The organism is Sphingomonas trueperi (assembly GCF_040545665.1).
Classification (GTDB): Bacteria; Pseudomonadota; Alphaproteobacteria; order Sphingomonadales; family Sphingomonadaceae; genus Sphingomonas; species Sphingomonas trueperi_B.
Genome location: NZ_JBEPMH010000003.1, coordinates 312,635 through 338,900 on the forward strand (window position 1 = coordinate 312,635; position 26,266 = coordinate 338,900).

Genomic DNA, 26,266 nt, shown 5'->3' on the forward strand with positions numbered 1-26,266 from the left:
AATAGGAGGGTCATGGTCGTGCTCCTTGCGAGCGCCACTCCGCCGTTCGTTCCAGTGTGGCGGACCGGGCTGTCGGGGATGGCGGCGAAGCGCGCCGCCGGCGCTTCAACCGCCATTCGGCGGAAGCTCGGGGTCCGGCGCTTGCCTACCGCGCACGGCGTGGCGGAGCAGCGTTTCGGACCAGATGATCGACCCGGCGCGCCGCGCCCACCCGGCCCAGTCGGAAAGCGGGGCCAGGCCTTCGAAGCCGAGGTCGCGCTCGATGCGGAGGCCGAAGGGAAGCCGGATCGCGGCGATCTCGGAGAGGCTGAAACAGCCAAGCTCCGGGCAGCCGAAGCCGAGGTCGGCAAGGCCGAACAGCGTGTCGCCGTCTTCGTCGAGTTCGGTCGCCAGCCAGGTCGCAGCACCCAGCGGGTTGAACAGCTTGACGAGCGGCACCGGGTCGGGCTCCGGCAGTCCCTCGCGTCGGGCAGTCCGGCGGGCGATATCGTTGGCGCGCAGGGCCGCGCGAAGGTCGGGGGTGAGGAGGATCATGCCGCCGCCCTCCCCGCTTCGCGGGTGACCTCGGCCTCGCGGTGGCGGGCGAGCAGCCAGTCGGCGGCCTTGCTGGCGGCGCTCGCCGCCCGGAAGATCGCGCGATGGTCCTCGCGCAGCACCTCCAGCCAGCTACCGATATAGTCGGCATGCCGCACGGTCGGCACGATACCCAGGGCGGCGCAGAGGAACGCCGATCCCATCTCGGCGACCAGTTCCTCGCGGGCATAGTCCTTGCTGCCGAAGGCGTTGGTCAGGTCGCGGCCCAGCCGTTTGGCATGACCGGTGGCATGGGTGAGTTCGTGCAGGCAGGTGCGGTAATAGTTGACCTGTTCGAAGAAGGCAGGCTGCGGCGGCACCTGCACGAAATCATGCGACGGCACGTAGAAGGCGCGATCCCCGCCGACGCGGAACTCGACGCCAGAGGCGGCGATCACCTCCTCGGCGACGGGCACGATCTCGCGCTCGGGCAAGGGCGCAGGGTCGCAGGCGAACCCTGCGCGGAGGCCCTCGCACTGGGCGACGTTGAAGACGGTGAAGTGCTTGAGGAACGGCACTGCCCTGGCATCGTCGCCGTCGCGGGCGGCACGCGCGCGCTCGGCCTCGGGGGTGAAGCGATCGGCATAGACGACGCACTGGCCGCGCTCGCCCTTGCGGACGCAGCCGCCTGCCTCCAGCGCCTGCCGGAAGGTCAGCCAGGACTGGGAAGGCCAGCCCTGCTCGATGACCGCACCCCAGAGGATCAGGACATTGACGCCGGAATAGCTGCGGCCGGTCAGCGCATTGCGCGGCAGGCCGGGCCCGATCCCGCCGGTCCTGCCCCATGGCTGGACCCAGGGCAGTCGCCCGGCTTCGAGTTCGGCGACGATCCGCGCGGTCACCTCGTCATAGAGATTGGCTCGGGTCGCAGGCTGGCGATCCTCGCAGGCGCCGCGCGAGCGGGCAGGTCGGCGGGTGGCTTGGCGCATCGGTTCCTCCTCGCCGCCCCAAAAGGCACCATGCCTCCCCGCAAAAGGCGGGGGGTGGGCGGCAGCAGCGACCCAAAGGCCCGGCGCCAGGGGCCGGGGGCACCGAAGGGCGGAGCGGAGCGGAGCACCCCGGAGCGCAAGCGGAGGGGTTGCCGGCGGCCACGCCGGGCCTAGCCGGGCGCGCCGCCTCCCCCCGCCGCGCCGGGAGAGGCACGGACAAGCCGCCGCGCGGGGAGCGCGGCGTCCACAGGCATCGCCGCAGTGCGCCGCCAGCGGCGTGCACCGACCGCTTGAAGCCAAGGTAGCAAATTGCTACCTATGAGCCTGGAGGTACTGGATGGCGCAGTCGATCAAGCTTGGCGACGACCTGATGAAGATCGTGCGCCGCGAGTCTGAATTGCAGAGCCGGTCGCTGGCCGGGCAGATCGCCCATTGGGTCCGGATCGGGCGCGCGATCGAGAATTCGGGCAATTTCGACCATGCCCGCATCACCGCGGCGCTTGCCGGCGAGATCGAGACGACGGCGCTCACCGACGAGGAAAAGGATGTCTGGCTCGACGGCTTCGTCGAGAAGATGGGCCAGGCGAGCCCCGAGGAAGAGGCGTTCTTCGCCCAGCGACGCCAGCTCGGGTTGGGCGTCGGGCTCGATGAGGGCGGCAACCTCGTGCGCGAGAAGGCCGGCCGCAAGGCATGAAGCCGACGATGATCGTGCTTGCCGGACCGAACGGCGCCGGCAAGTCGACACTGTATGCCACGCGCGTCGCCCCGAGCTTCGCGGGTCCGTTCATCAACGCCGACCTGATCCAGCGCGACGAACTGCGCGATCCCTCGCCCGCAGCGTCCTATGAAGCCGCGCGGATCGCGACGGCGCGGCGTACCGACCATCTCGCCCGAGCCCGCGACTTCGTGACCGAGACGGTCTTCTCGCACCCTTCGAAGCTCGACCTGATCGACGAGGCGAAGGCGCGCGGCTTCACCGTGGTGCTGATGCATGTCGGGGTCGAGACGCCCGAACTCTCGGTGGCGCGTGTCGGCGCGCGGGTCGAGGAAGGCGGCCATGTCGTCCCCGACGACAAGATCCGCGCGCGCTATGTCCGCGGCGCGCCGCTGATCCGGGATGCCGCGCTCCGGTCCGATCGCGCGATGGTGTTCGACAATTCGACGCTCAACCGGCCGCCCCAACACTGCCTGACCTTCGCGAACGGACGGCTGGTGTTCGCCCTTCCCCATTTGCCCGCCTGGGTCCGCGCGGTGTACGCGGCGGATCTCGAACTCTAGCGCGCGCCAGCAACCCGATCGTCCCGCGGGGCCGAACCTGTGCGGAGCAGCGAGCGCCAGCCGCCGGCAGCCATCCGCGCCGCCTCGTCGGCGCGCCGACGGACGCGCGACAGCAGGAAGTCGGACCGGCCCTTCCATTCCTCGCGGACCAGATCCTCGCCGTAGAGCGCCGACGCCATCTCACGATAGGTGGCACCCGCCGCCACCGCATCGCCGACGCGCAGCGCCTCGATCCTCCGCTCGATCCCCGGTTCGGGCGGGTGGAGTCTCGGGGAGAAGCGCCCGGTGCGCCACAGCTCCAGCATGCGCCGCAGGGTCAGGACATGGGCATCGACCTTGGTCATGCCTGAGAGAAGATAGTCGAGTCGCGCAGGTCCTTCCTCGACCAGCGATCCGCCGACCACGTCCAGCCGGATCCGGTGCCATCCGTCCGACAGGGCGACATGCTCGCGGTCGCCGCCCCGGACGATGGTGGCCCAGCGAAGCAGGCGGGCGAGGTCGATGCCGTCGGGGTCCGTAGCCGCGGTCGGCGAGACGTGGACTTCGAGCACGAAGGGATCGAGGTCCGCATGCCAGAGCAGGCGCGCCTCGGGCGCCGGCCGCCCTGGGTCCTCGGCAAAAGCAGAGTCCGAAAGCCCGGGCGTCCGCCTCCGGCACCAGAGGCTCTTCCGCAACTGCACCAAGGCGCCCCAGCCGAGCAGCCAATGCCGTATAGCCGGGATCGCGGCGCAACCACTCCCAGGCGAGACCGGCGCGATCGATGCCGGCCAGCGCGCGGTACGGCGCGTCGTCGCGCCAGTCGGGTCGCGGGTCAGCCGCCGGCCCCATGGCTGGTACGCAGGACAAATACCGAGCCTGTCAAATGGCTTGCAGGCCACTTCCCCCAAGATAATTTGCGCAGTGCACCAAAAGCTAGTATCGATTGCACTTCGATCGGGTCGCGATGCCGACGGAAAAGCGGTGGGCGCGGTGCCGGCTTGGCAATCACCTCGGCGCAGCGGCCTGGGGCGCGTCCGGCATCGGGTGGGTACGCCCCATGGTCATCGCAACCGCGCAGCATTTCGGCCAGGCCGCCCTGGCGGCCACGACCCTCAATGAACTGAACAACCTCCTCCACGCGATCACGCGCGAGATGGGCTTCCAGTATTTTGCCCTGTCGCACCATGTCGACATGCCGCGGGCGCCGCAGCCTGCGCTCCGGCTGCATAACTATCCCCGCGACTGGGAAGCCTATTATGATGCCGAGCGCTTCGGCCCCTCGGACCCCGTGCACCGCGCCAGCCACCTCACCAGTACCGGCTTCTGCTGGTCGATGCTGCCGCGGCTGCTGGCACTGACCAACCGCGACGAGGATTTCCTCGCTAGGTCGCGCGGGATCGGGTTGATCGACGGGATCACCATTCCGGCGCATGTGCCCGGCGAGGCCGCCGGCTCCTGCACGTTCGCGGTGAGCTGGGGCAACAGTCCCCGGCCCGAATGGCTGCCGCTCCTCCAGTTTGTCGGAACCACGGCGTTCGAGAGTGCGAGGCGGCTCGTCGGCATGCGGCGGGCGCAGGCGGACCGGCCGCGGCTCAGCGACCGCCAGCGCGACTGCCTCTATTGGGCAGCGCAGGGCAAGTCCGACTGGGCGATTGCGAAGATCCTGGGCATCAGTCATGAAACGGCGATCCAGCACCTGAAGGAAGCGCGCGGCCGCTACGGGGTGGGCAACCGGACCCAGCTCGCGATCCACGCGATCTTCGATGGAGCGCTGAGCTTCACCGACGCGCTGCGGCGTTGAAACTCCCCAGGTCTGGGGAATAGCGACCGTCCAGATCGGGACGGAGGATCGGGCTTCCACAGCGAGGGAAGCCGATCATGCAGTTCATCCAGGGCGATGGCGCCACCGCAGGCGATGCGGTGATGCGCGCGATGTTCGAAGCGCGGAAGCGGGTATTCGTCGACCTGCTCGGCTGGGACCTGCCGGTCCTCGCCGGCCGCTATGAGGTCGACCAGTTCGACGATATCCATGCCCGCTACCTGATCCTCACCGACGGCGAGGGGCGGCATCTGGCGTCGGCCCGACTGCTGCCGACCGAGCGCCCGCATTTGCTCGGCAACCTGTTCGCCGATCTGTGCGACGTGCCGCCGCCCAGTGGCCCCAGCACTTGGGAGATCACCCGCTTCTGCCTCGACCGGCGCCTTCGCGCAGGCGAGCGGCGCCGGTGGCGCGACGTGCTGGTCCACGGCATCGCCCGCTACGCGCTCGAGCAGGGGATCACCCGCTACGTCGGCGTCGCCGAGCCCGCATGGCGCGAGCAGATCCTCGCCTTTGGCTGGGAAGCGCATGCACTCGGGCCGATCGGCACGGTCGGCGGCATGCGCCTCGGCGCGCTCCGGATAGAGATCCGGCCTGACACCCCGGCACTGCTCGCGGCCAATGGCATCCAGCCGCAGGTCCCACCCGCCCAGGCGAAGGCAGCATGATCGCGCTCCGGCCACGGGAACTGGCCCGATGAGCCCCGGTGCCACGTTCGAGCGGGTCTATGGTGCGATCAAGCGGATGCTGCGCGACGGCGAGCTGCCGCCCGACACCCCGATCGAGCCCGCCGTGATCGGCCGCGAGATTGCCGCAAGCATCACGCCGGTGCGCGATGCGCTACACCGGCTGACCGGCGAACGGCTGGTCGAGGCACCCAACCATAATGGCTTCCGTGTGCCGCTGCTCTCCGAAGCAGCGCTGCGCGATCTCTACCAGTGGAATGGGCGGGTACTCGGCCTGGCTGCGCGAAAGGTCCAGCCCGCATCCGACACCCACCTCCAGCATTCCGGCAGCATCGAGGAGATCACCGCCACGCTCTTCCTCCGCGTCGCGCAGGCAACTGAGAGCGCAGAGCTTGTTGCCAGCGTCCGGTCACTCAACGACCGCCTGGCGATAGTGCGAAGGGCGGAGGTCGCGTCCCTGCCTGCCATCGCCGACGAACTCACGGGCCTGGAATCGATCATCGCTGCCGGCGACCGGATCGCACTGACGGCGGCGCTGACACGCTATCATCGCCGCAGGATCGCAACCGTGGCCGCCACCGTCGCGCATCTGATGCGTCCCACCCGAAGATAGGCGGGCTGCGCGCCCGCTCGACAAAGCCGTCAGGCGGCGGCACTGCGCTCCAACGCCGCGATCCGCTCCTCGCAGATCACCTGCACGGCACGACCCAGCACTTCGACGCGCTCGCCGAGCCAGGCGAGTTCCTCGTCGCTGATCCGATAGTGCTTGGAATAGCGCGCCTTCACATAGGCTTCCTTGAGCTTCTCGAAGCGACCGCGATCGGCACGGCTGTCGCGCGGCCATGCATCGACGAGGCGCGGATCGATCCGCTCGGCCTGGGTGCGCAGGAAGCCGAGATTGTGTACGTGCGGCGTATAGAAGGTGCAGACGAGCAGAACGCAGTGGTACAGGAACTCGGCGGTCTGGTGTAAATCGAACGCAGCCTCTCTCAGTCGACCTTGGCTGATCACATATCGTGCCGTGTCGAGACGGCCAGCCGCGGCGGGAAACCACTCGCCGAAATACTCGCGTGCCATCGCCAACGCCTGCTGCGGCGTCTTGGGCTTGGGCTCGTGCAGCCCGGTGCTGTCGCTCTGGTAGAGCGCGATGCCGTCGCGGGCGACGTCCATGAAGAAATAGCGGCCATGGGCGAGACCGTCATTCACTTCCTGCAGCGTGTGGACGATGAAATTGACCGGGGTGCGCAGGGTCCGGGTGACGGCAAGCTCGCGGTTGAGCCGTTCCTCGGCATTGGCCCAGAACTCGACACGGTCGGTCAGCTTGTCGTGATTGACGATGACCAGCAGGTCGAAGTCGGACTGGTAGCCCTTGGCGGTATGCGGCTCATCGACCCAGCCGCCGCGCGCATAGCTGCCATAGAGGATGACCTTGAGGATGCGCGCGTGCCGCTTCCAGTCGACCGTCGCGGTGGCGGTCGCGTCGCCGAATTCCTCGAACAGGATCTGCACCACGCGCTCGAGCTCGCGTTGCTTCGCCGCCGGCAGGTGATCGAGATCGGTGCGCATCAGGTGGACCCTAGCCAGCGTGCGAGGCGATGCAACAGCGCGCGACGCGCTTTGCCGCCGAAACCAACGGGATCGCGCAGATGTCGCGCATCGCGAAGGCTCCGGTCGATGCCGATGATGGCTTCCCCGAGGAGGTGTTCGACCTCGGCGGTGCCGATGTCGAGCCGCGCGCCGACCTCTGGATAGGCGAGCCCCTCCACGGCGCAAAGCTGGAACACCGCGCGCTGGGCTTCGGGTAAAGCGGCGACCGCACGCTGTATCGCTGCTATTCTCTCCTGCTGGTCCATCGACATGATCCTGCTCCGCTGCGCCGACCCGACGGGGCCGGTCGACGACGCTGCACCCGGGCGCGATCCAGCGGCGGCCCGCACCGCAGGGCGTAGCGCCAGCGAAGCACCCGGCCCTGGCCGGGTTGCGGGACGCCTGCGCCGCGCCCGACATGCGGCGTCCGGCCCCGAGGGCGGCGAGCGGCCAGGAAAATCAGTCGCTTGCCGGGAGAGTTGCACAGGCGCGCGAAGTACCGCAGACTGCACACGCAGCGCGGTCCAGGCCGGCAGCCCGCTGTGGAGTTCGACCGCCAGGCATCACACGCATTCGACCAGCGCGGTCGGGTGTATCCCCGAGGCATCTGCCCGGCACGAGATGGGTTCTCGTGCGATCCCCTTCCCCTGCCCGCGCCCTGCGCGGCGACGTCGCCTAGGTCCGCCGATGCGGCGACCGGAGCAGGATCCTGGCGCGGCGCCCCACGGGGACGGCCATGCCGAGCTGCGCATCGACGCGCTCTATCGCGAGCAGGCACCGCGCCTGCGGCGCTGGCTCGATGCGCGCCTGCGCTCTAGCGAGGACGCCCATGATGTCGTGCAGGATGCCTTTGCCCGGCTGCTCGGGTCGAGCACCCGCGATGGGCTGCGCCAGCCTGAGGCATTCCTCAACCGGATCGTGCGCAACCTGCTGATCGACCGGTCACGGCGGATCGCGAACCGTAGGCCCCATGTACCGATCGACGCGGCGAACGAACCCGAGACGCGTGCTACCCAGGAGGATGCGATCCAGCTCGATCAGATGCGCATACGCTACCGGGCGGCGGTGGACGCACTGCCGCCCCGGACGCGCGAGGTGTTCCTGCTCCACCGGGTGGAGGGTCTCGGCTACAAGGACATCGCGACTCAGCTCGGCATCAGCATCCGCACCGTCGAATGGCATGTCGGCGAGGCGCTGGTGCGGATCGGCAAGGAGCTGGGACAATGACCAACGCCGAAGAACCCACCGAGGGTGCCGCCGAGGCGCTGGCCCGCGAGGCCGCGCACCGCTTTGCCAGGACGCGCGGCCCGGACGCCGACGTGCACCGGGCGGAACTGGAGGCCTGGCTGGCGGAGGCGCCGGAACACCGTGCTGCATATAATCGCGCCGCCGAGATCTTCGCGATGGGCAAGCTGCTCTCCGAGCCGGATGCGCCTCTCGCCGTCGCCGCGCCCGAACCGAAGCGAGGGCGCAAGGGCCTTGCCGTTGCACTGACCACCATCGCCGCCTGCGCGATCGGCGTCGGCGGCTGGATCACCTATCAGTCCTCGGCGCCGCCATCCGATCGGCCAACCACGGTGGCAGTCACGACGGACAGTCGAACGCTGTCGACGAGTACCGCCCCACAAACCGTCCAGCTAGCCGACGGCTCGACGGTGACGCTTGCAGCCGACACGGTGGTCGGGGTCGAGGTTTCGGCCGGCGTGCGTCAGCTGCGACTGCTCCGCGGCAAGGCGCGGTTCGAGGTCGCGCACGAACGCCGGCCCTTCATCGTCCTCGCTGGCGGCGGCAGCGTGACCGCCCGCGGCACGATCTTCGAGGTTGCACTGGCACGCGCCGGCACCGTCGAGGTCCGGCTACTCCGCGGCGCGGTGGATGTGGCGCTGCCCCGTGGCGCCGCCCAGGCAACGCCGGAGACCCGCAGGCTAACCCCGGGCCAGGAGGTCACGTACCCGACTGAGCCAGAACATGCCGCAGCGCGCGTAACCTCCGCAGATGCCGCAGGCTTGCAGAGCGCCACGCCGCAATCGTTCGAAGCGGTGTCCGTCCAGGAACTCATCGCGTTGGCGAACCGCACCACGAGCCGGCCGATCCGCCTCACAGAGCCGTCCCTGGGTGCGCGGCGCGTATCGGGATGGTTCCGTGTCGACGACTCGCTGCTCCTGGCGCGCCGGCTGGGCGCCTTGTTGTGCAGCGATGTCGACCTGCGCGACCCACACCAGATCGTAGTAGCGCCGCAGGCAGAGCACGGAAGCTGTGCAACCAAGGAGGCACAGAGACAGGCCGCGCTTTGAACAGAGCCTGATTGAACGGAGACCGCACAGGGAGCGACGAAGCCGGGCGGGAAAAGCATGCGCCTGGGGGCATGCGCCACCACCTTTAGCCGCGAGGCCTGGACATAGTGGTGGCCACCCGGCCGCTGCCGATGGTCGGACAGTCCAGTTGCCAAAAGGTTTATCGCAAAGCCTGCGCAAACATTCGAATTATAATCGGATTATAAACTTCTCATAACCAGCGGGCCGGCTACCTTCGATCGGGTCATGGCCATGACATTTCCCATGATTGGAGAAGTGCCATGAACACCGAACAGACCATCGAACTGGGCGTCGCCAGCGTCGACACCAAGGGCGGCACGATCGGCTTCGCCGATGTCGAGGCGACCCTGCAGCAGAATGTCGGCCTCAGCGACGACTGATCGACCCGGGCGCGCGTCTTCGGGCGCGCGCCCTATCGGTGACGGATCCCGACATGTCGCTTGCTTCCCATGCCAACATCTCCTGGTGCCGTTGTGCAGGCCAGGCGGTCTTCCTGGACCTGGAAGGCGACCGCTATTTCTGCCTGCCTGAGCCCCTGGGTGCGATCTTCCAGCGCTGGGCTGCCGGCGAAGCGATCGACCGAGACGCCCACGCCGCGCTGGTCGCCGCCGGCGTCGCCTGCGCTGACCCCAAGCACCGTCCGCAAGCCGTCTCGTTTCCGGCTGCCGCGCGAGATCTCGCGCACGCCGGTGCGGACAGGGCCACATGGAACTCGGTGCAGGCGATTTTCGGTCAGTTGCGCGCGAAGCACTGGCTTCAACGGCGGCCGCTGGCAAAGATCCTGCGAGGGCTACCGACACCCCCCGCGCCGGCACCTCGATCGTCGGAGGAAGCGTCACTGCAGGCCATCGCCGGTGCGTTCGTGACGAGCGCCATGGTCCTGCGGACGGCCGATCAATGCCTGCCCCGTGCGATCGGTGCGGCCCGCCTCTGCTGGCAGCGCGGATTGGAGGCAGCGCTCATCCTGGGCGTTCGCCTCCACCCCTTCGCCGCGCATAGCTGGGTCCAGTCCGGGGACGCAGTCGTGGTCGGCGATCTCGAGCAAGTGCGGCTGTACACGCCTATCCTGGTGGTTCGATGAGGGCCCGCTACCTCCTGCTGGTCGCAGGTCCTGGCGCCGCGGCTCCGGCAACCGCGCAGATCGCGGCCCGCACGGGCCTTGCGGTAGCACACAGCGCCCATGGTTTTGCAGTGCTGACGAACGAAGCCTGCACCTGTATCACCGTCGATCCGGAGGCGGTGGTCATCGGGACCCTGTTCCCGAGGCGGGGTCCGGCACGCGCGGTGACAGCCCTAAGCGAGGCAGCGCGGGCGCACCTATCGCGCAGCGGCATTGCCGTGCTGCTCGACGCCTGGTGGGGCGCCTATGTGGGGGTGCGATCCCGGGGCGGCCGCACCGAGATCCTTCGCGATCCCTCGGGCGCGCTGCCCTGCTACCGGGCGGAACAGAGTGGGTCGAAGCTCTTCGCTTCGGATCTCGCCCTTCTGGAAGCAGCGAGCGGCCGGAGGTATCCGGTAGCCTGGGAAGCGCTCGGCAGGGTCCTGTACTCGGCGGGTCTACCGACCCCCGAAACCGCGCTCGCCGGCATCGGCGACCTCCGCGCCGGCGACATCGTGATGCTCGACGGCGTGGCCGAGCAGACGACCACCGGTTGGTCCCCCTGGGCGTTCGCCGACCTTCGCGATGAGGAGGACAGCGCCGCGACCGCCGAGCGGCTGCGGCGCGTCGTCGAACACTGCGTCGCCGGCTGGGCATCGCTCTACCGGAGCCCGTTGCTGAGCCTGTCGGGCGGGCTCGATTCCTCCATCGTCGCGGCCTGTCTTGGCGAGGCTGGGTCCGGTGCCGCGTGCCTGACGCTGTACACCGACGATGCCGCAGGCGACGAGCGTACCTTCGCGCAGTTGGTATGCGACGCGGTTGGCCTGCCGCTCTCCGAGCATCGCTACGACCTGGATGCCGTCGACCTGTCACGACCACTTGGCGGGCACCTGCCGCGTCCCGCAGGCCGTGTCGAAGCGCAGCCCTACGAGGCAGCGCATCGCGCCTTGGCACGGCAGATCGGCGCCGACGCCTTCTTCACCGGCAATGGCGGTGACAATGTCTTCGGCTATTCGCATTCAGCTGCCGCGCTGACCGACCGGGCCCTCCACGAGGGCCCCGGCGCAGGCGCATTTGCGACGCTGCGAGACATTTGCCGACAAACCGGCGCGGGACCGCTGCGTGTGACGCGCGCCGCCATGCGCCTTGCGCGCCAGCCCCGAGGCTATCGCTGGAAGCCGAACCAGCGCTTCCTGCATCCCGATCTGGTCGCCTCCCTCGTCGATACGCCGCTTTCTCACCCATGGCTCGACGCCCCCGCCTCGGCGCTACCGGGCAAAGCGGCACACATCGCCGCGCTGGTCCGCGCGCAGCTCACGCTCGACTCCGATCGCAGCCAGATGCTGCCGGTGGTCAATCCGCTGCTTTCCCAGCCCATCATGGAAGCCTGCCTCGCTATCCCGAGCTGGCGCTGGCGCGAGAGCGGCCGGGACCGGGCAATGGCCCGCACGGCCTTTGCCAATCGACTCCCCAGCGCGATCATCGAGCGCCGGGTCAAGGGCACGCCAGACCCATTCTGCGGCGAGATCGTCCAGCGCAAACGCGCGGAGCTGCGCGCCCAGCTGCTCGACGGGCAACTCACCCACCACAGCATTCTCGATCCCGGCGCGATCGAGGAAACGCTCCGGCCCGGACGGCCGACCACCGGAGAGGAAAATGTGCGCCTGCTCGAACTGGCGAACGTCGAGGCCTGGCTTGGTGCCCGGTCTTCCCGGCCATCCGGCACCGACGCCGCCTCCAGTGCGAGTACCGTTGGTTGAACAAATGACATTGGAGAAGCACGATGAACACCAAGCACATCACGACGATCGAACTCGGCACCGCGAGCCTCGTGACCTTCGGGGCGATGATGGGATTCGCCGACAGTGAGGGTGGGCTTACCTGGCAGCCCGGCCTGCAGGCCGACTGACCGAAGCGGGCGGGTGCCGGAGCATCCGCCCGCTTCTCAGATCTGCCAGGCGTCAGGGCGTGGGCGCAGTCTCGCCTCCAGGCTTCTCGGGAATCGTCTGCACCTTCCGCATCGCCTCCCAGCGCGCGATCTCCGCCTCTCGGCCGGGAGCCTTCACCCCGTTCAGCCAGAAGTCGAACCAGTCGATCGCCCGCGTGTAGGTCGCGAGCCTGTGCGCGGGCTGCCATCTAATATGATGCTCGCCGGGGAACACAAACAGGTCGATCGGTCGGTCGAGATCGCGGAGCGCCGTGAAGCTCTGCAGCGCGGCCCAATATTCGTCATCGGAAACCTGCGCGAGGATCGGCGCGTGGATCCGCTCGACATTCGGGGTAATGGCGATCTGCCGCCACAGGGCCCGCGCTTTCTCGCTGTCATCGGTGATCCGAGGATAGCCGATGCGGTAGAACTCCTTTGCAGCACCCGGCCCGACCCGAACGGGCATGCTCGTATCCCAGCAGCAACTGCTCGACGCGAACGCGGAGAACAGCGTGCTGTGCAGCAGCGCGAATTGCATGGTCGAGGACCCGTCGCTCAGCCCGGTGATCCCGATCCGCGTCGGATCGGCGATGCCCCGCGCGATAGCGGCACGCACCGGAGCCTCCACCGCTTCGAGCACGCTGCGCCGATCGGCAAAGTCCTTGAGGTTGATCCGGTCGCCCTCGACAAAGTCGGGCGCCGCCCTCGCGCCCACCGCCTCGGGCTTGTCGATGCTCAGCACCGCAAAGCCGCGATTGGCGAACGCCTGGATGGGGTAGTCATCGCCGGTGCCGCCGCGCAGGAAGCCGCGCGACACATATTGCACCACGACCAACGGGTAGCGCTTGCCCGGCTGGTACCCCACCGGCAGGACGAGATCGGCAAAGGACGCCAGGCCGAAGCTGTTGCGCGCATAGAGACGTTCGACCCGCCCGAGAGTCAGGCTCGTGAACTCCGGGTTCGGGTCGAACAGCACGTCGCGCCGCCCGGTGCTCGGGTCGAGCCGCTCGAGCCGGCGCGGCTGCGAGGCACCTTCACGGAGGCAGAGGATTTCGGCGCCGCTGGGCACGCAGCCGATCAGCAGGTCCTGGGTCTGGTACAGCCGGCGTGGCGTCGGCGCGCCAGGCCGCCATTCGTAGACACCGATCTTCTCTCCCCGCACGCCTTCGCGACGGAAGAACCGCACCCGGTCACCGACCCACCAGGGGTAGCTTGCGTTGGTGCACGCCGGCGCGGTGCAGGTGCGATGTCGATCGCCGAGCTCCGCTTCCAGCAAACCTCGATCGGGACGAAGGCTTCCGGCCGGGACGCGTATCCTGGCAATCCGCCCGGCAGCGCCGACTGCCTGGGTCCAGCTCCCCTCCTGCATCGCGGCGGCGCCGAGCAATCCCGCCTCGGCGTCCGTCGCAGGCCGCGTGTCTCCCGTCGCCAGGTCGCGGAACCACGTCTTTCGCGCAAGCGGAGCGCGAGGAAACGGGCGATTGCTCGCCGAGGGCGCGAAGCGCTCGTCATAGTGAAAGCCCGATCGCCCCTCGTCTTCGATCGCGGCTAGTGCCTCGCGCAACCCGGAATCGGTCGCATAAACGATTCCGCTCCCGCCTGCCGTCAGCCGGAAGTCGTCGACATCGTCGATGCTGTCGGTGATCGCCTCGCTGCCACTGCCGTCGGTTCGGGCGCGCCAGAGCTGGATCGCGCCCTTGTCGCGTCGCCGATAGATGATCCACTGGCCGTCCGGCGTCCAGCGCGGCGTGATGGCATCGGCAAGCCCTGTCGGAAAATGCGCCTTGCCTCGCACGTCGATGCGCAAGCGGATGAAATCGCCACCTCGGTCCACCACAACCGCCCGACCGCTGCCCAGATCGACAACGACCATCGCGAGGCAATACCCATTGGCGACAGGATCACCGCGCCGTAGCTGGAACGCGGCCTTGGTCCCGTCCGGCGACACCGTAAACAGCCCGCCATATTGCTGGTTCGGGTCGACGGGCCCGATGTCGCGCAGCCGGACGAGGTCCTCGGGAAGCAGCGCGCGTTTCGCCTGTGGCGCCGCGATCGTCGGCGGCACGATGCCGGTGCAATCGGGCGGGACCGCCGCGTGGCACGGTACCGGCAGCCACACGGTCGCGAGCAACGCCGCTAGCAGATGCCGCCTCACCATTGCTTGGTCACCGTGAAGCTGACGAAGCGGCCGATCGGCGACTGGTTCGTCGAGTCATAGGCCACATAGGTCGGGTTGGTGACACGGATGGGATCGGGCTGCTCGTTCAGCAGGTTCTGCGCGCTCAGGCGGAGTTCGATTCGATCGAGCGGACCGCGCCCCTCCCGCGTCCGGACGGAACCGCTCAGGTCGACGGTCGTGAACGAACCGATCCTGGTCGGCACGGAAAACCGCTTGTCGGTCGTCCCGTCGAGATAGTTGAGCGCCGCGGACAGCTGCACCACCGAGGTGCGCCAGCTCGCCGCGCCCCGCGCGCGCAACTTCGGCGGCGTGAAGATCAGGCCGGAGCGTCCTACGGTGGGCAGGTTGGGCGCGGCCTGGCGATCCGCATCGAGATAGGTTGCCGACCCGGCAATCGTCAGCTGGCTGTCCTCTCCCAGCCGCGCGTTATAATCGATCGACAGGTCAACACCCCGGATATGCTCGCGGGCAATGTTGCGCAGGCTGGAATCCACGATCGCGGCGACCTTCGCCGGATCATATGGGTGGCCGCTCTGGTTCGACAGCCCGGCCGCTGCCTGCGCAACGGTTGCCTGCGCCTCTGCGACACTGGGCGAAAACTGGACGAAGTTCGCCGCGGCAGGATTGCTCAGCGCGGATAGCAGATCACTGATTGGAGAGGCGATGCGGTCGCGATAGTCGATGTCATACCACGTCGCCTCGACCCGCAGTCCTGGTAGGAAGCGGGGCCGCACCTCCGCCGACAAGGTCGAACTCTTGGCACGCTCGGCGTGCAGGTTCGGGCTCCCACCGCCGATCGCCAGGATCGTGGCGCCCGCCGGCAGCGGCGGGCTGGGCTGCGGCGCGAACACCGAGGCCGGCAACAGGATCACCTCCCGTGCCTGGTTCACCTGCTGCAGCGTCGGGATCTTGAACGAGCGGCCCCAGCTATATTTCAGGGTAATGTCGGGATGCGGCGCGTAGACCAAGCCGAGCTTGGGCGTCGCAACGGCGTCGATGCCCTTGTAGCTTTCATAGCGGACGGCCACGCTCAGTCGCAAGGCGTCGATGAGCGGCATCCGGTTGGCCGCCCCAACGAGCGGCACCGACAGCTCCCCATAGCCGAACGCGCTGTTTCGCCGCTCGACGGAGTCGCGCGAAACGGTGGTCACAGCGCCGCTCGTCGTGCGCACTTCGAAGTCGAGCTGGAAACGACGATAGCCGCCACCCAGTGCAAGCCGGATGTCGCCGCCGGGCAGATGGGCAAGCGGGCCCTCGGCGCTGGCCTCGAAATTGGTCAGCCGGTTGTCATAGGCAGCTCGACTGACGGACAGGGTGCCGTTGGCATAGCGCTGGGTATTGATGACGGTGGAGCTCTCGCCATCGGTCATCTGGAGCGTTGCCTCCCAGCCGGCACCCGGGCGGAGGTGCAACGACGGCGTCACCGCATAGCTGCGCACCACCGGTCGGTTGTCCTGCCCATAGAAGGTGGTCGGCGCCGTCAGCGAGAAGGCGTTGACCTTGCGCGACCGGCGATCGGCAAGTTGGACGTCGAACTCGAACCACGCCCAGTTGGCGAGATCCTGGTGGCCGGCCAGCACCCCGCTCACCTGTCGGCTGCTGGTCGTCAGCATCTGCCCGGCGTTGAGTTGGCGGGTATAGGGCCGATCGTCGACATAGATCGGGGTCGCCTTGCTGTAGTCGAGTGCGGCCATGAAGCCGCCGCCGGCCCAGCGCGTGCCGCCGACGCCCGAATATTGCTGCTGGACGTTGCCGCCCTCGGTCGATGCGCCGACGCGCGCGCTGGTCAGAAGGCGGTCATAGTCGCGACGCAGGATCAGGTTGGCAACGCCGCCCACCGCGTCCGAGCCGTAGAGCGCCGAGGCGCCGTCGGTGATGACCTCGATGCGTTCGAGCGCCGTCACGGGAATGATCGAAATGTCGACGCCCTGGTTGACGGCGTCGTAAGGAAGGCGGTGACCATTGATGAGCGTCAACGTCGCGTCCGACCCCAACCCGCGCAGGTTGAGCGTCGTCGCGTTGTTCGCATTATTGTATCCGCCCTGGTCACCGCCCCCCGCGACCCCGGGGTTTTGCCCTCCGGTGAAATTCTGCGGCAGTATCCGCGAAACACCCGCCATATCGGGGATGCCCTGCTCCTCCAGCCCCCGGCGTGACACGATAATGATGGGCGAGGGGCCCTCGGCCCCGCGGATGCGCGAGCCGGTTACCGTGAGGGCATCCGATTGCTCTTCCTGGGCTGACGCGCCCCCGTCCCGGCCGGGGTGGCTCCGGACGACGATGGCGCCGGATTCCTCACCCACCATCAGGACCTCCCCGATGGCAAGGCCCACCGCCTGCTCGACGGTGTAGATCCCCTGGATCGCCCCCGAGCGCTTGCCGCGCACGTCCTCGTCAGTGAACAGGATCTCCCGGCCGCCCTGACGAGCAATCGCGCGGAGCGTGGAGGCAAGGTCCTGCGCCGGCAGGTCGAAGCGCGTCGTGCCAGCTTGGGCGCGTGCCTCGACAACCACCACGTCACTGTAGGAAAGCGTCGCGGCAAGCATCGCCACACAAAGCGCCCTTTTCGAGATCGTCATTCTTTTCTCCCCGCTGCCGGTGTCCCGGCACTGGAGCGATTGACGCAGCCGACGGCGAACTACGGGGTCGCGACATGAAAAAAGTTTGCGGGCCGCAGCAGCGCTGGATTCCGGGATTTGCCAGCAGCACTTGTCCCGTCGCCGGGCGCCGCTAGGCTCCCGCGCCGAACCATGTCGCGCCTTCACAGCCTCCGTGCCACGATCGGCGATGTCGCCCGCTTCCTGGACGCGGAACCCGTAGGGCAGATCGCCGTTCCGCCCGACGTCACCGAGGGCCGCCAAGGGCTGGTGATGTTCGAGACCGGTGGGCGTCGACGGCTGCGGATGATGCGCTGGGGCTTTCCCCGCCGGATCCGCGACGCGCAGTTGCAGCGGAACGAGCCCGAGATCATCGGCCTGGTAGCGGACCTCACCAATCCGCTCTGGGAGCAGACCGTCGTCGATCCACGCTACCGCTGCATCATCCCGATCACGCATTTCGGCAACCCTGACGGCGACGAAGGCGCCAAGGCACGGACATGGTTCTCGGTCCGCGACCAGCCGATCCTGGCCTGGGCGGGCTTCTGCCGGAACATCCCCGAGGTGGGCCCCTCCTATGCGGGCATGACGATGGAGGCGAACGCGGCCATACCGCCGACCAACGACCGCATGCCGGTACTGCTCGAGCCGCACGAGCAGGCGCGCTGGTTGCACGGCTCGATCCGGGACGTGATCGGCTTCCAGTTTCGCCCGCCGATCGCCGCCGAGCGGATGGACGTCCTGCGCACCGAAGATCCCTGGCGCGGCGGCGGCCCTCCGCCCGATGGCACGCAACTGGACCTGCTCTAGCCGCGAACCATGGGCTGCGCGTTGCAGCACTCTCGCCTTCGACCTAGGCTGCCGCCGTGTGCAACCTTTACCACCTTCGGAAGAGTGCGGCCGAAGTCGCCGCGCATTTCGGCGTCGACAATCCGGTGCAATCCAATGCGGGCGAGGAAGTCTATCCCGGCTATCCCGGCATGGTGGTGCGCGAGGAAGCGGGCGCGCGCATCCTGCAGTCGATGGTCTGGGGCTTCCCGCTCCGGCTCAAGGGAATGAGCCCGACCGCCAAGCCGAAGCCGGTCAACAACATCGCCGATCTCACCAAGCCGATGTGGATCGGGCTCGCGCGCAAGCCCGAGTGGCGCTGCCTCATCCCGCTGACGGGCTTTGCCGAGGCAGAGGGCACCAAGGGATCGAAGACGCGGACCTGGTTCAGCGTCAAGGACGCGTCGCTCTTCGCCTGGGCGGGGCTATGGCGCGACAGCGCCGAATGGGGGCCGGTCTATTCCGGCGTGATGACCGACTGCAACGAGGCAATCCGCCCGGTGCATGATCGCATGCCGGTGCTTCTCCACCGCGACGATCAGGATCGCTGGCTGCACGGCAGCTTCGACGACATTCTAGGCTTCCAGGCGCGCTGCTTCCCCGATGACCTGATCGTCATCGAGCGGACCGGCGAGCCTTGGGTGAAGCGCAAGGGCGCCGTCGAACAGGCGGCCCTGTTCTAGGCGCGAAACCGGCTGACCGCCCGCCGCCATTCGACATCGTTCGGGAGCGGCAGGCTGGTGATCGTCGGCGGATCACGGGTCAGGCTGATCGTCGTGCCGCGCCTCCCGCATCGCGAACATCGGAGGCGAGCTCCCACCTCGGTGAGCGGGCCGGGCCATTGCCTGCGCTCGAAGAGCCGCCAGAGCGCCGCGGCATGAAAGACGCCGACGTGCCCGCACCCCTCACAGGCTGCCCGGACCGAACGGTGAAACGCCGCAGCCTCGAACAGCGTCCGCGGCACCTGCCCGCCGTCAGCGTCATAGCGAGCCATATCAGCCCACCAAGCGTAGGCGCGGCCCAGCCGCAGAAGGCGCAGGGTGCAGGCCGAGCGCCGGCACCTGCGCCTGCGGCACCACCCGGATGAGGGCATCCGGCCATGCCGGGAAAATCGCGCGCACCTTGGCGGAGAGCAGCGTCGCCTTCGGTGCATCCATCAGCAGCGTCGCGTCATAGCCACACCACAGCTCGGGCGGGATACGGCCCAGGCGGTACTTGCCGGCAACCACTAGCACCGCCGCAGGGTGAAGCTCCCGTCGCCCCGCAATGAAGCGCGCCAGGCACTGCGGCCGCTGCGCCGCCTTCCAGGTCTCGAACTCCGCAGCGGAGTTGACCTGCCCCAAGCGATGCCCCTCGACCCTGCCCACATGGATCAGCCACCCGCCATAGGAGAAGGTTTCGAGTTCGATCGGCCAGCGATGCGCCAGCCAGTTGGTTCGTTCGATCACATCCATCGCGCGGGCGTCAGGCGTGCACCTGCTCGGCGAACAGGCTCGGTTGCACCGCGCGATCGTCCAGCGCCCGGCGCGCTTGCAACGCCGCACCGACCGCCTGGCGATAATGGACCGTCCGGAAGCGCTCCGCCTCGTCGAAGCCGAACGGCGCCCATTCCTCGCTCGGATAGCAGGCGTCGTAGATCGCACGCGCAGCAGCGCGCAACTGGAGGTCGTGCTCCATGCCGAAGCTCCCAATAATGTCGAATCGCTGCCTCTACAGCGGACGGCTATCTAGAACAAAACGGGAACTACGAGCAAGAACGCAAAGTCTCTGACTTGTGCCATGCAGGCTCAGGTGCGCTGCAACCTCGTCGGCGACACCCTCGGGCAGACGGACCGCTCGACAACCGGCGATCCCAGTCGATGTACATACCAGCCTGCACCGAACACTGCCATTTTAGCCCCAGACGAACGCTTCTGCCAACAAGCCGTTCGGGTCCATCTTGCGTCGAAACCCTCCACCAACCCCCGAACGATGCAAGGTGATAGCAATGCACTCCAACGCAACGGATCGCATCCTCCGGCTCAAGGCCGTCCTCGCTCTCACAGGCCTTACCCGTTCCACCCTTTACCGAAAGATGGACGCAGGCACCTTCCCCGCTAGCACGCAGATCAGCACCCGCTGTATCGGCTGGCGCGAGTCTGCTGTTACCTGCTGGCTTGATGATCCGATGACATATGAGGCTGCCCCGACCCCGGAGCGGTGATGCAACGATTGACCGGGTGTGGGACATTGCTGCCGCTCCCGAATGACGTGTATAACGGCAGCTCTCGCCACAACCTGCCTCTTGGTCGAATTGCACCAGCTTTGCAGCTGTGCGCCCACGTTCAGACAATCCAGAGAAACTAGAAATTCAAGACGTGCCAAAGAAAATATTTTCGCCGCATTCTGCAAATCAGACAAATGTTTGCTCCTGGTGTGGTTACATCATAGCTATCTTGACCCAGAAACGAGTAGAGGATATGTGAGGCCTTTTATTGCGCTGCTTAAAATATAGGTCAAAATGAGCATGCAGTGAAGCAGGGTATTTAGCACCGCTTCTGTACTCACATCGCCTTTCTTAACGAATTCACTTTCCCGTCGATTTGCATTCGAAAACGGGAGCTGGCGTGCGCGAACCGCGCCTGTTAGCTTATGGATTCACGCGGATTTAGACGCTGGGGCGATCGGGCGATGGGCTTGGAAGTGCGGTGCTTGCGCAATGGCAAATGCCTGCAGCTTCTCCGGCGGCATTTGATACCACCGCCCATTCTGTCGACATTCATCCTTTCCGGTTGCATGTTTGCATTATCAAGCGGTTTTGCGCTCGCGCAGGTTCCGCAAACGGGGTTCGCTGGGTTCAAGCATATCCGCTGGGGGGCCGATGAAGGCGCGCCGATTGGCGTGTACAAGATGGCGCAGACGCCTGACGGATACCTTTGGCTGACCGGCGATGGCCTCTACCGCTTCGACGGGGTGACGTTCGAGCAACTTCGATGGCCGGAACAGGAAGCCAAAGCCCGGCTGGACCCGATGGGGCTGATGGTCCGGCGCAACGGCGAGCTATGGGTCGGGCTCAATGGCAACGCCGGCGTCGCGGTGTACCGCAAGGGCCGGCTGGTGAACATGGCGATGCCCGCCCCACCTACCGCCATTGGCGCGATGGTGGAAGCGGCGGATGGCACGCTATGGTTTGCCTCGGACCGGTTCGATGGCCAGCTCAGACGTCTTCGCAATGGCCGATGGGATCCAGCGCAGACAAAATTCGGGCAGCCACCGGGGGCCGTGATGGGCCTTGTCGCAGCGAAGGACGGTTCGGTCTGGATCGCGGTGACGCATGCCGATGGACAGGACGGGGCGGTGGCGCGCCTGCCGCGCGGCGCAGACCGATTCCAGCTGCTGTCGGATCGCGTCGGCCCCCTTTCCCGGCTCGCGGTGGATGGCGAGGGCGCCGTTTGGCTTTCCGATCAGAACGGCACCCGAATGCTTGCAGATGGGAGCGGGAAGCGTCCGGCGCACCCTGTCAATGTTCCGATTGCCTCGGGCATCCGCTCGGCGCCCTTCGCCTTCGATCGCGACGGCGGGCTGTGGAGAACGAGCGGATCATCCGGCATCTCCTACACGCCCAAGCTGAGCGGCGATCGCAGCCCAGACGCACCGGGCTACTATCCCTTCACCGTCCGGGACGGGCTGACGTCCGACATCACGCACGCGGCGCTGCTCGATCGCGAAGGCAGCATCTGGATCGCGACTGAGACCGGACTCGATCAATTCCGCCGCGCAAGCGCAACGCAAGCCACCACGATCCCCCCGGACCCGGTAAACGGTCTCGCAATCGCGCGCGCGACAGACGGAGGCGTCTACATCCAGTCCAGCGGAAGGGTTTTCCGGATCGCGCCCGGCGATAGGCCCCGGCAGGTGGCGGAGACCGGAAGCGCCAGCATGGCAATGTGCGCTGGCCGACAGGGCGGCGTTTGGATCGTGCAGCACACGCGGACATTGCGCTTGATGCCCGGCCGAGCAGAGGCACTGCCGGCCTATACCGGCAGTGTCCCGATTACTTGTGCGGAGGACCGCCTGGGTAGATTATGGGTCAGCCTTGACGGCGAACCGCCGCAATGGCGCGATCACGCCGGGTGGCACGTCGCCACAGGCGCTCTGGGCGCCTTGCGGCCCTGGGAGCTGACGACCACGCGGTCGGGCGACCTAGCGCTTCACACCGCGCCTACACTGAGCATTCTTCGCGGTAACCAGCTGATCCGCTCCGGAAACTCGCCCAGGATGACAATGATGATGCCGAGCGGCGACGACGTGTTCGCCAGCGACGATCATGGCCTGATCCGATGGCGTGGTGGCAGGAGTGCCCGCCTTGGCGACGCGCGCTTTCCATGGCTGATCTGGCTTCGTGGGCTGGTACAGACCACGCGCGGCGAGACCTGGCTGGTGGCACGAACCGGCATCTATCGCGTCGCTACCGCCGATCTCGAGCGCGCGTTCGAAGACCGCCGGGCTGTCTTGCCGTATCGGCGGTTCGACATCCGCGACGGATTAACGAGCGTCGCCCAGCATGCCGGCTTCAAGGGACTTCAAATCGCCGAAGGCGGCGACGGACGCGTGTGGTTCCTCAACCGGGAAGGCGCGGCCTATTTCGAGCCCGCAAAGCTCGCGCCGAACCCGCTCCCGCCCCCGGTCTCGATCGCGGCACTGAGCAGCGGCGGCGTGCGCTGGCGCGACCCCGTTGGGCTGGTGCTGCCTGCCGGCACCCGTGCCATCGACATCAGCTACGCCGGATTGAGCTTCATCGTGCCGCAACGCATGCACTTCCGCTACCGACTGGAAGGCATCGACACCGACTGGGTGGATGCAGGGGGCCGGCGGCTGGCGAGCTACACCAATCTCTCGCCCGGCCGATATCGCTTCCGGGTAATCGCCGCCAATGCCGACGGCGTCTGGAATCGAACCGGCGCGGCGCTCGATTTCGAGATCCGCCCGACCTTCTGGCAGAGCACCCCGTTCAAGCTGCTCTGTGCCATAGGGCTGCTGGGGCTGCTATGGGCCGCATATGCAATGCGGCTGCGTGTAGTTGCCGCGCGCATCCGGCTGCGGATGACCGAGCGGTTCGACGAACGCGAGCGGATCGCACGCGAGCTGCACGATACGCTACTGCAAGGCATCCAAGCGGTGACGCTGCGGTTCCAGCGCGTGATCAACGAACTGCCGGACCAGCAGCCCGCGCGCGGAACGCTGCTGCAGGCGCTTGACGTCGCCGATAAGGTGATCGCGGAGGGCCGCGACCGCGTGCAGGATCTGCGGGGACGCCAGTTTGATGCGCTCGAACCCTTGCTGCGCGATTTGTTTCATCGGCAATTGTTCGAACCGAACGTACAGCTCGCGATTCTTGAAACTGGTCGCCGCCGTCAAATAGAGCCTTTGGCCTTGGATGAGGTCGTGCGGATAGCGGGGGAGGCGCTCGCCAATGTCCGCAAACACGCCGAAGCTCGCCATGTCAGGATTTTGATCGCCTATCGATCTCGCTTGAGCCTGAGCATCGCCGATGACGGTATCGGCATTGATCTTTCGGTCGCGAAAACCGGAAGGGCAGGTCATTTTGGGTTACATGGAATGCGCGAAAGGGCCCATAAACTGCGGGCGACACTTGCCATTCACCCGTGCGCCGGACATGGTACGGAAGTGGTGCTGACGGTTCCCGGACGGATCGCCTATCTGCCGGAACGTCCCACGTGGTGGACCCGCACGCGGAGGGTGCGATGACGGCGGCTGCAACTATGACGAGGCAAATCCGTGTTCTCGTCGTTGATGATCATCCCATGCTTCGCGAAGGCATCATGGGCCTGCTCACCGGGTGCGAGGACATGGAAGCCGTCGGCGAAGCGAGTGATGGCCGCGAAGCTGTCGCCAAATTCACCGAACTCATGCCTGACGTGACGTTGATGGACGTACGGATGGAGGGAATGAACGGCGTCGAGGCCATCGCGGCGATCCGAGCGCTCTCGCCAAAGGCGGCCATCCTTGTTCTAACCACCTATGCAGGCGATGCAGCCGCCGTCCGTGCGCTTCGCGCAGGTGCGTCGGGTTATCTCCTCAAGAATTGCGTGCGGACCGAACTGATCGACGCCATTAGAGCGGTGCACGCAGGCCGCCGCATTTTTTGTTCCGACATCGCTCACGCTTTAGCCGAACATGCCTTGGACGAACCACTGATAGAACGCGAAATCGCGATCCTGCAATTGATCGGCGAAGGTCAATCAAACAAGGAAATTGCGCGGACGATGAAGCTCTCGGTCGACACCATCAAGGCATCGGTAAAGACGATTTTTGAAAAGCTCGACGTCCATGACCGCACGCATGCGGCGATGGTCGCGGTGCGGCGGGGCTATATTGAGCGCTGATCGCCCCGCGAGCGCAGCATCTTCTTACGGGTGGACTGAAGCGAAGACGATGTCGCTGAAGCCCTCCACGGTCTCCCAGCGGTTCCAGTCGCGCTGGAATTCGCAGACCAACTGGATCCAGGTGATCGGTCGCCCGCCCGCTTGCTGAATGCGGGCCAGGCCGGCCTCGTGCGCGACCAGCGACGTGCCGCCAACCGCGTCGACCACCGGATAGACGTCGAACCCCTCGCGCAGCGCGTCCAGCGCCGGAAAGGCGAGGCACACCTCGGTCCACAGCGCCACCATGATCAGCTTGCGCCTCCCGGTCGCCTTTACCGCGGCGACGAAGTCCTCGTCCTCCCACGCATTGATCGAGGTTCGGTCGATGGGCGTGACGCCGGGTAGCACCTCCTGCAGCTGGCGGATGGTCGGGGCATTGCGGCCCGTCGCGACGTTGACGGTGGAAAGCACCACCGGCACGCCGTACAAGGTCGCCGATCGCGCCACCGCGACGACATTGGCGATCAGTTCCCGGCGCTCCATCGAAACGATCGAGGCGACCTGGACCGGCTGGAAATCGATGATCAGCAACGCCGCGTTCTTCGGCGTGAGCAGATCGTCCGCTTGCGGGTCGCGAATGTGTTCGGGCGATGTCATGGCGATTCCTTCGCTTCGAGGAAGTGGCAGCGAACCGTCAGGGCTTGGCGACATACTCCGTGTCGGTCGGGCCCCAGCCGGTGATGTAGACCACCGCCGGTTCATCGCGGGTCAGCGCGAAATGCGGATCGGCGGCGGGTTCGCTGTAGAAGCTTCCCGGCGGCAGGCGCTTGACCAGCGCAGGATCGGCCTTGATGCCGTAGCCGAAATACCAGGTGCCGCTGACCACGATTGCGGTGCGCGCGTCGCGGTGGGTATGCGCCTGGATGCTGGTGTGCGCCGGCACCCGCAGCTCGATCGTGTACGGCCCTTCCTTGGTCGGGTCGCCGGCCAGCACCGTGGTGCGGATGCCCGCAAGTCCTGAGGTGCCTGGCCCCGCCCCCTCCTTGGGCAGCGCGGCAATCTCGGCCGGAGTCAGCCGCGCCTGCTGCGCGTGTGCCATCGGGACACTGCCAGCGGCGAGCAGCGCGACGGCGACGAACAACCGGCTCATCGACCCGCCTCCAGGAACGGCTTGATGAGTGCGACCGTGCCGACGGGATTTTCCTCCATGATCCAGTGACCGGAATCGGGGACGACCCCTTCCTTTACGTCGGTCGCGGCGGCGCGCATCACCACCGCCATCGTCAGGCCGAACGACTTGGCCCCGCCCAGCGCCAGCACCGGCATCTTCAGTTTGTTGCCAGTGGCGAGCCATGCCCGATTGTCGGCTGCGTCCTGATCGAACGCCGCGAACTGCGCAAAGCCCGAATGCATGCCGCCCGGGCGGGCATAGAGCGCCGCATAATGCTGGCGCGAGGCTTCGTCGAACCTGGCGGGATTGGCCGAGAACTCATTCCAGAAGCGATCGAGATAGATCCGCTCGCGCCCTGCGACGAGCCGCTCCATATCCGGTCCGCCGAAGCGGAAGTGCCAAAGCAGCGGATTCTTCAGAATTTCATCCCAGGGGCCGACGCCCGGCACCGGCGCGTCGATTAGTACGACGCGGCCGACCCGATCCGGCACCTGCGTGGCGAGCGCAAAGCCGACCATGTTGCCGATATCGTGCGCAACGATGTCGAACGTCTGCACCTTCAGTGTCGCCAGCACGCCCTGCATGTCGCGGCCCTGGTTCATCTTGTCGAAGCCGCCGGCAGGATGCGCGGAAAGGCCCATGCCGCGCAGGTCCGGCACGATCACGGTGTGGTCCGCCACCAGCGCGGCGGCGAGCGGTGCCCACATGTCCCCGCTTTCCCCATAGCCGTGGAGAAGCAGCACGGCAGGCCCGTGCCCGCCGATGCGGACGTGGAGCGTCGTCCCGTTGGTGGCGACCTCCTGCGTCTTGAAGCTGCTCGGATAGGCCGGGACCTGTGCCAGCGCGGGCGCGGCGATGCTGCACGCAGCAGCGAGCAAAAGGGATCTCAACATCGGAACGACGCGCCTCCAGATTGGGTGATTTCGAGTGCGAG

General features: G+C 67.0%; 29 protein-coding genes and 1 pseudogene. 16 read left to right on the plus strand and 14 right to left on the minus strand.

What is annotated here, in order from left to right:
* Positions 1 to 105: 105 nt before the first annotated feature.
* Both ABIC65_RS12245 and ABIC65_RS12250 read right to left on the minus strand, forming a co-directional pair.
* Complete coding sequence (locus ABIC65_RS12245) at positions 106 to 534, minus strand: DUF2958 domain-containing protein (RefSeq protein ID WP_354309037.1); 429 nt, start codon at positions 532 to 534, stop codon at positions 106 to 108.
* Positions 531 to 1,502, minus strand: a complete 972-nt coding sequence (locus ABIC65_RS12250; protein WP_354309038.1) for an ArdC family protein — start codon at positions 1,500 to 1,502, stop codon at positions 531 to 533. Before ABIC65_RS12250 ends, ABIC65_RS12245 begins: the two co-directional genes overlap by 4 nt.
* Positions 1,503 to 1,839: 337 nt before the next feature.
* Here ABIC65_RS12250 and ABIC65_RS12255 point away from each other — a divergent pair, with 337 nt between their 5' ends.
* Both ABIC65_RS12255 and ABIC65_RS12260 read left to right on the plus strand, forming a co-directional pair.
* Entirely contained in the window at positions 1,840 to 2,196 is a 357-nt protein-coding gene (locus ABIC65_RS12255) for a TA system antitoxin ParD family protein (protein WP_354309039.1), read from the plus strand.
* The gene (locus ABIC65_RS12260) at positions 2,193 to 2,780 is read left to right on the plus strand and encodes a zeta toxin family protein (protein WP_354309041.1); all 588 of its coding nucleotides are present in this window, start codon (positions 2,193 to 2,195) and stop codon (positions 2,778 to 2,780) included. The genes ABIC65_RS12255 and ABIC65_RS12260 overlap by 4 nt, the downstream gene beginning before the upstream one ends.
* Here ABIC65_RS12260 and ABIC65_RS22320 read toward each other — a convergent pair.
* Positions 2,777 to 3,454, minus strand: coding sequence for a DNA -binding domain-containing protein (locus ABIC65_RS22320; RefSeq protein ID WP_436286734.1), 678 nt, complete (start codon positions 3,452 to 3,454; stop codon positions 2,777 to 2,779). The genes ABIC65_RS12260 and ABIC65_RS22320 overlap by 4 nt on opposite strands.
* Positions 3,455 to 3,458: 4 nt before the next feature.
* Positions 3,459 to 3,608, minus strand: a pseudogene (locus ABIC65_RS12270) (transcriptional regulator domain-containing protein); the annotation flags it as partial.
* A 208-nt stretch (positions 3,609 to 3,816) separates the two neighbouring features.
* Between ABIC65_RS12270 and ABIC65_RS12275 the strand changes: the two are divergent.
* From ABIC65_RS12275 to ABIC65_RS12285, 3 genes are all read left to right on the plus strand, one after another.
* Positions 3,817 to 4,560: a helix-turn-helix transcriptional regulator gene (locus tag ABIC65_RS12275; RefSeq protein ID WP_354309043.1), complete on the plus strand. Its 744-nt coding sequence runs from the start codon at positions 3,817 to 3,819 to the stop codon at positions 4,558 to 4,560.
* A 77-nt stretch (positions 4,561 to 4,637) separates the two neighbouring features.
* Entirely contained in the window at positions 4,638 to 5,246 is a 609-nt protein-coding gene (locus tag ABIC65_RS12280) for an acyl-homoserine-lactone synthase (RefSeq protein ID WP_354309045.1), read from the plus strand.
* A 28-nt stretch (positions 5,247 to 5,274) separates the two neighbouring features.
* Entirely contained in the window at positions 5,275 to 5,877 is a 603-nt protein-coding gene (locus ABIC65_RS12285) for a GntR family transcriptional regulator (RefSeq protein ID WP_354309047.1), read from the plus strand.
* A gap of 29 nt (positions 5,878 to 5,906) precedes the next feature.
* Here the strand turns inward: ABIC65_RS12285 and ABIC65_RS12290 are convergent, their stop codons facing one another.
* On the minus strand, positions 5,907 to 6,830 hold the full coding sequence (locus tag ABIC65_RS12290) for a HEPN domain-containing protein (RefSeq protein ID WP_354309048.1): 924 nt from the start codon (positions 6,828 to 6,830) through the stop codon (positions 5,907 to 5,909).
* Positions 6,830 to 7,123 (minus strand): RNA polymerase sigma factor, encoded by a 294-nt coding sequence (locus tag ABIC65_RS12295; protein WP_354309050.1) that lies wholly within the window; start codon positions 7,121 to 7,123, stop codon positions 6,830 to 6,832. Before ABIC65_RS12295 ends, ABIC65_RS12290 begins: the two co-directional genes overlap by 1 nt.
* Positions 7,124 to 7,538: 415 nt before the next feature.
* Between ABIC65_RS12295 and ABIC65_RS12300 the strand changes: the two genes are divergently transcribed.
* The 6 genes from ABIC65_RS12300 to ABIC65_RS12320 all read left to right on the plus strand — a co-directional run bounded on the left by ABIC65_RS12300 (position 7,539) and on the right by ABIC65_RS12320 (position 12,174).
* Entirely contained in the window at positions 7,539 to 8,078 is a 540-nt protein-coding gene (locus ABIC65_RS12300; RefSeq protein ID WP_354309052.1) for an RNA polymerase sigma factor, read from the plus strand.
* Positions 8,075 to 9,145 (plus strand): FecR family protein, encoded by a 1,071-nt coding sequence (locus ABIC65_RS12305; RefSeq protein WP_354309054.1) that lies wholly within the window; start codon positions 8,075 to 8,077, stop codon positions 9,143 to 9,145. Before ABIC65_RS12300 ends, ABIC65_RS12305 begins: the two co-directional genes overlap by 4 nt.
* 281 nt (positions 9,146 to 9,426) lie before the next feature.
* A complete protein-coding gene (locus tag ABIC65_RS22325) occupies positions 9,427 to 9,546 on the plus strand; it encodes a hypothetical protein (RefSeq protein ID WP_436286730.1) in 120 nt (39 codons plus the stop codon).
* A 53-nt stretch (positions 9,547 to 9,599) separates the two neighbouring features.
* Complete coding sequence (locus ABIC65_RS12310) at positions 9,600 to 10,247, plus strand: lasso peptide biosynthesis B2 protein (RefSeq protein ID WP_354309056.1); 648 nt, start codon at positions 9,600 to 9,602, stop codon at positions 10,245 to 10,247.
* 110 nt (positions 10,248 to 10,357) lie between these two features.
* Positions 10,358 to 12,025 carry an asparagine synthase-related protein gene (locus tag ABIC65_RS12315; protein WP_354309057.1) on the plus strand — a complete coding sequence of 556 codons (1,668 nt, stop codon included), beginning with the start codon at positions 10,358 to 10,360 and terminating at the stop codon, positions 12,023 to 12,025.
* Positions 12,026 to 12,048: 23 nt separating this feature from the next.
* The gene (locus ABIC65_RS12320) at positions 12,049 to 12,174 is read left to right on the plus strand and encodes a hypothetical protein (RefSeq protein ID WP_354309059.1); all 126 of its coding nucleotides are present in this window, start codon (positions 12,049 to 12,051) and stop codon (positions 12,172 to 12,174) included.
* A 52-nt stretch (positions 12,175 to 12,226) separates the two neighbouring features.
* Here ABIC65_RS12320 and ABIC65_RS12325 read toward each other — a convergent pair whose 3' ends face one another.
* Together ABIC65_RS12325 and ABIC65_RS12330 are read right to left on the minus strand one after the other, a co-directional pair.
* Positions 12,227 to 14,350 carry an Atxe2 family lasso peptide isopeptidase gene (locus ABIC65_RS12325; protein WP_354309061.1) on the minus strand — a complete coding sequence of 708 codons (2,124 nt, stop codon included), beginning with the start codon at positions 14,348 to 14,350 and terminating at the stop codon, positions 12,227 to 12,229.
* Positions 14,344 to 16,950 carry a TonB-dependent receptor plug domain-containing protein gene (locus tag ABIC65_RS12330; protein ID WP_354309062.1) on the minus strand — a complete coding sequence of 869 codons (2,607 nt, stop codon included), beginning with the start codon at positions 16,948 to 16,950 and terminating at the stop codon, positions 14,344 to 14,346. Before ABIC65_RS12330 ends, ABIC65_RS12325 begins: the two co-directional genes overlap by 7 nt.
* Positions 16,951 to 17,121: 171 nt before the next feature.
* Here ABIC65_RS12330 and ABIC65_RS12335 point away from each other — a divergent pair, with 171 nt between their 5' ends.
* Both ABIC65_RS12335 and ABIC65_RS12340 read left to right on the plus strand, forming a co-directional pair.
* Positions 17,122 to 17,778 (plus strand): SOS response-associated peptidase family protein, encoded by a 657-nt coding sequence (locus ABIC65_RS12335; protein WP_354309064.1) that lies wholly within the window; start codon positions 17,122 to 17,124, stop codon positions 17,776 to 17,778.
* Between the two features lie 56 nt (positions 17,779 to 17,834).
* Positions 17,835 to 18,479: an SOS response-associated peptidase gene (locus tag ABIC65_RS12340; RefSeq protein ID WP_354309066.1), complete on the plus strand. Its 645-nt coding sequence runs from the start codon at positions 17,835 to 17,837 to the stop codon at positions 18,477 to 18,479.
* Here the strand turns inward: ABIC65_RS12340 and ABIC65_RS12345 are convergent.
* Genes ABIC65_RS12345 through ABIC65_RS12355 form a run of 3 tightly spaced genes read right to left on the minus strand, consistent with a single transcriptional unit; the run spans position 18,476 to position 19,473 of the window.
* A complete protein-coding gene (locus tag ABIC65_RS12345; protein ID WP_354309068.1) occupies positions 18,476 to 18,790 on the minus strand; it encodes a hypothetical protein in 315 nt (104 codons plus the stop codon). The genes ABIC65_RS12340 and ABIC65_RS12345 overlap by 4 nt on opposite strands.
* A 1-nt stretch (position 18,791) precedes the next feature.
* Positions 18,792 to 19,250 (minus strand): hypothetical protein, encoded by a 459-nt coding sequence (locus tag ABIC65_RS12350; protein WP_354309069.1) that lies wholly within the window; start codon positions 19,248 to 19,250, stop codon positions 18,792 to 18,794.
* Between the two features lie 10 nt (positions 19,251 to 19,260).
* Positions 19,261 to 19,473, minus strand: coding sequence for a hypothetical protein (locus ABIC65_RS12355; protein ID WP_315380899.1), 213 nt, complete (start codon positions 19,471 to 19,473; stop codon positions 19,261 to 19,263).
* A 310-nt stretch (positions 19,474 to 19,783) separates the two neighbouring features.
* On the opposite strand from ABIC65_RS12355, the gene ABIC65_RS12360 reads away from it, so the two are divergent.
* From ABIC65_RS12360 to ABIC65_RS12370, 3 genes are all read left to right on the plus strand, one after another.
* Complete coding sequence (locus ABIC65_RS12360) at positions 19,784 to 19,999, plus strand: helix-turn-helix transcriptional regulator (RefSeq protein WP_315380797.1); 216 nt, start codon at positions 19,784 to 19,786, stop codon at positions 19,997 to 19,999.
* A gap of 467 nt (positions 20,000 to 20,466) precedes the next feature.
* A complete protein-coding gene (locus ABIC65_RS12365) occupies positions 20,467 to 23,544 on the plus strand; it encodes a sensor histidine kinase (protein WP_354309071.1) in 3,078 nt (1,025 codons plus the stop codon).
* A complete protein-coding gene (locus ABIC65_RS12370; protein ID WP_354309073.1) occupies positions 23,541 to 24,182 on the plus strand; it encodes a response regulator transcription factor in 642 nt (213 codons plus the stop codon). The genes ABIC65_RS12365 and ABIC65_RS12370 overlap by 4 nt, the downstream gene beginning before the upstream one ends.
* A 24-nt stretch (positions 24,183 to 24,206) precedes the next feature.
* Here the strand turns inward: ABIC65_RS12370 and ABIC65_RS12375 are convergent, their stop codons facing one another.
* Genes ABIC65_RS12375 through ABIC65_RS12385 form a run of 3 tightly spaced genes read right to left on the minus strand, consistent with a single transcriptional unit; the run spans position 24,207 to position 26,225 of the window.
* Entirely contained in the window at positions 24,207 to 24,818 is a 612-nt protein-coding gene (locus tag ABIC65_RS12375; RefSeq protein ID WP_354309075.1) for a hydrolase, read from the minus strand.
* Positions 24,819 to 24,855: 37 nt separating this feature from the next.
* On the minus strand, positions 24,856 to 25,311 hold the full coding sequence (locus ABIC65_RS12380; protein ID WP_354309076.1) for a cupin domain-containing protein: 456 nt from the start codon (positions 25,309 to 25,311) through the stop codon (positions 24,856 to 24,858).
* Complete coding sequence (locus tag ABIC65_RS12385) at positions 25,308 to 26,225, minus strand: alpha/beta fold hydrolase (protein WP_354309077.1); 918 nt, start codon at positions 26,223 to 26,225, stop codon at positions 25,308 to 25,310. The genes ABIC65_RS12380 and ABIC65_RS12385 overlap by 4 nt, the downstream gene beginning before the upstream one ends.
* Positions 26,226 to 26,266: the final 41 nt, after the last annotated feature.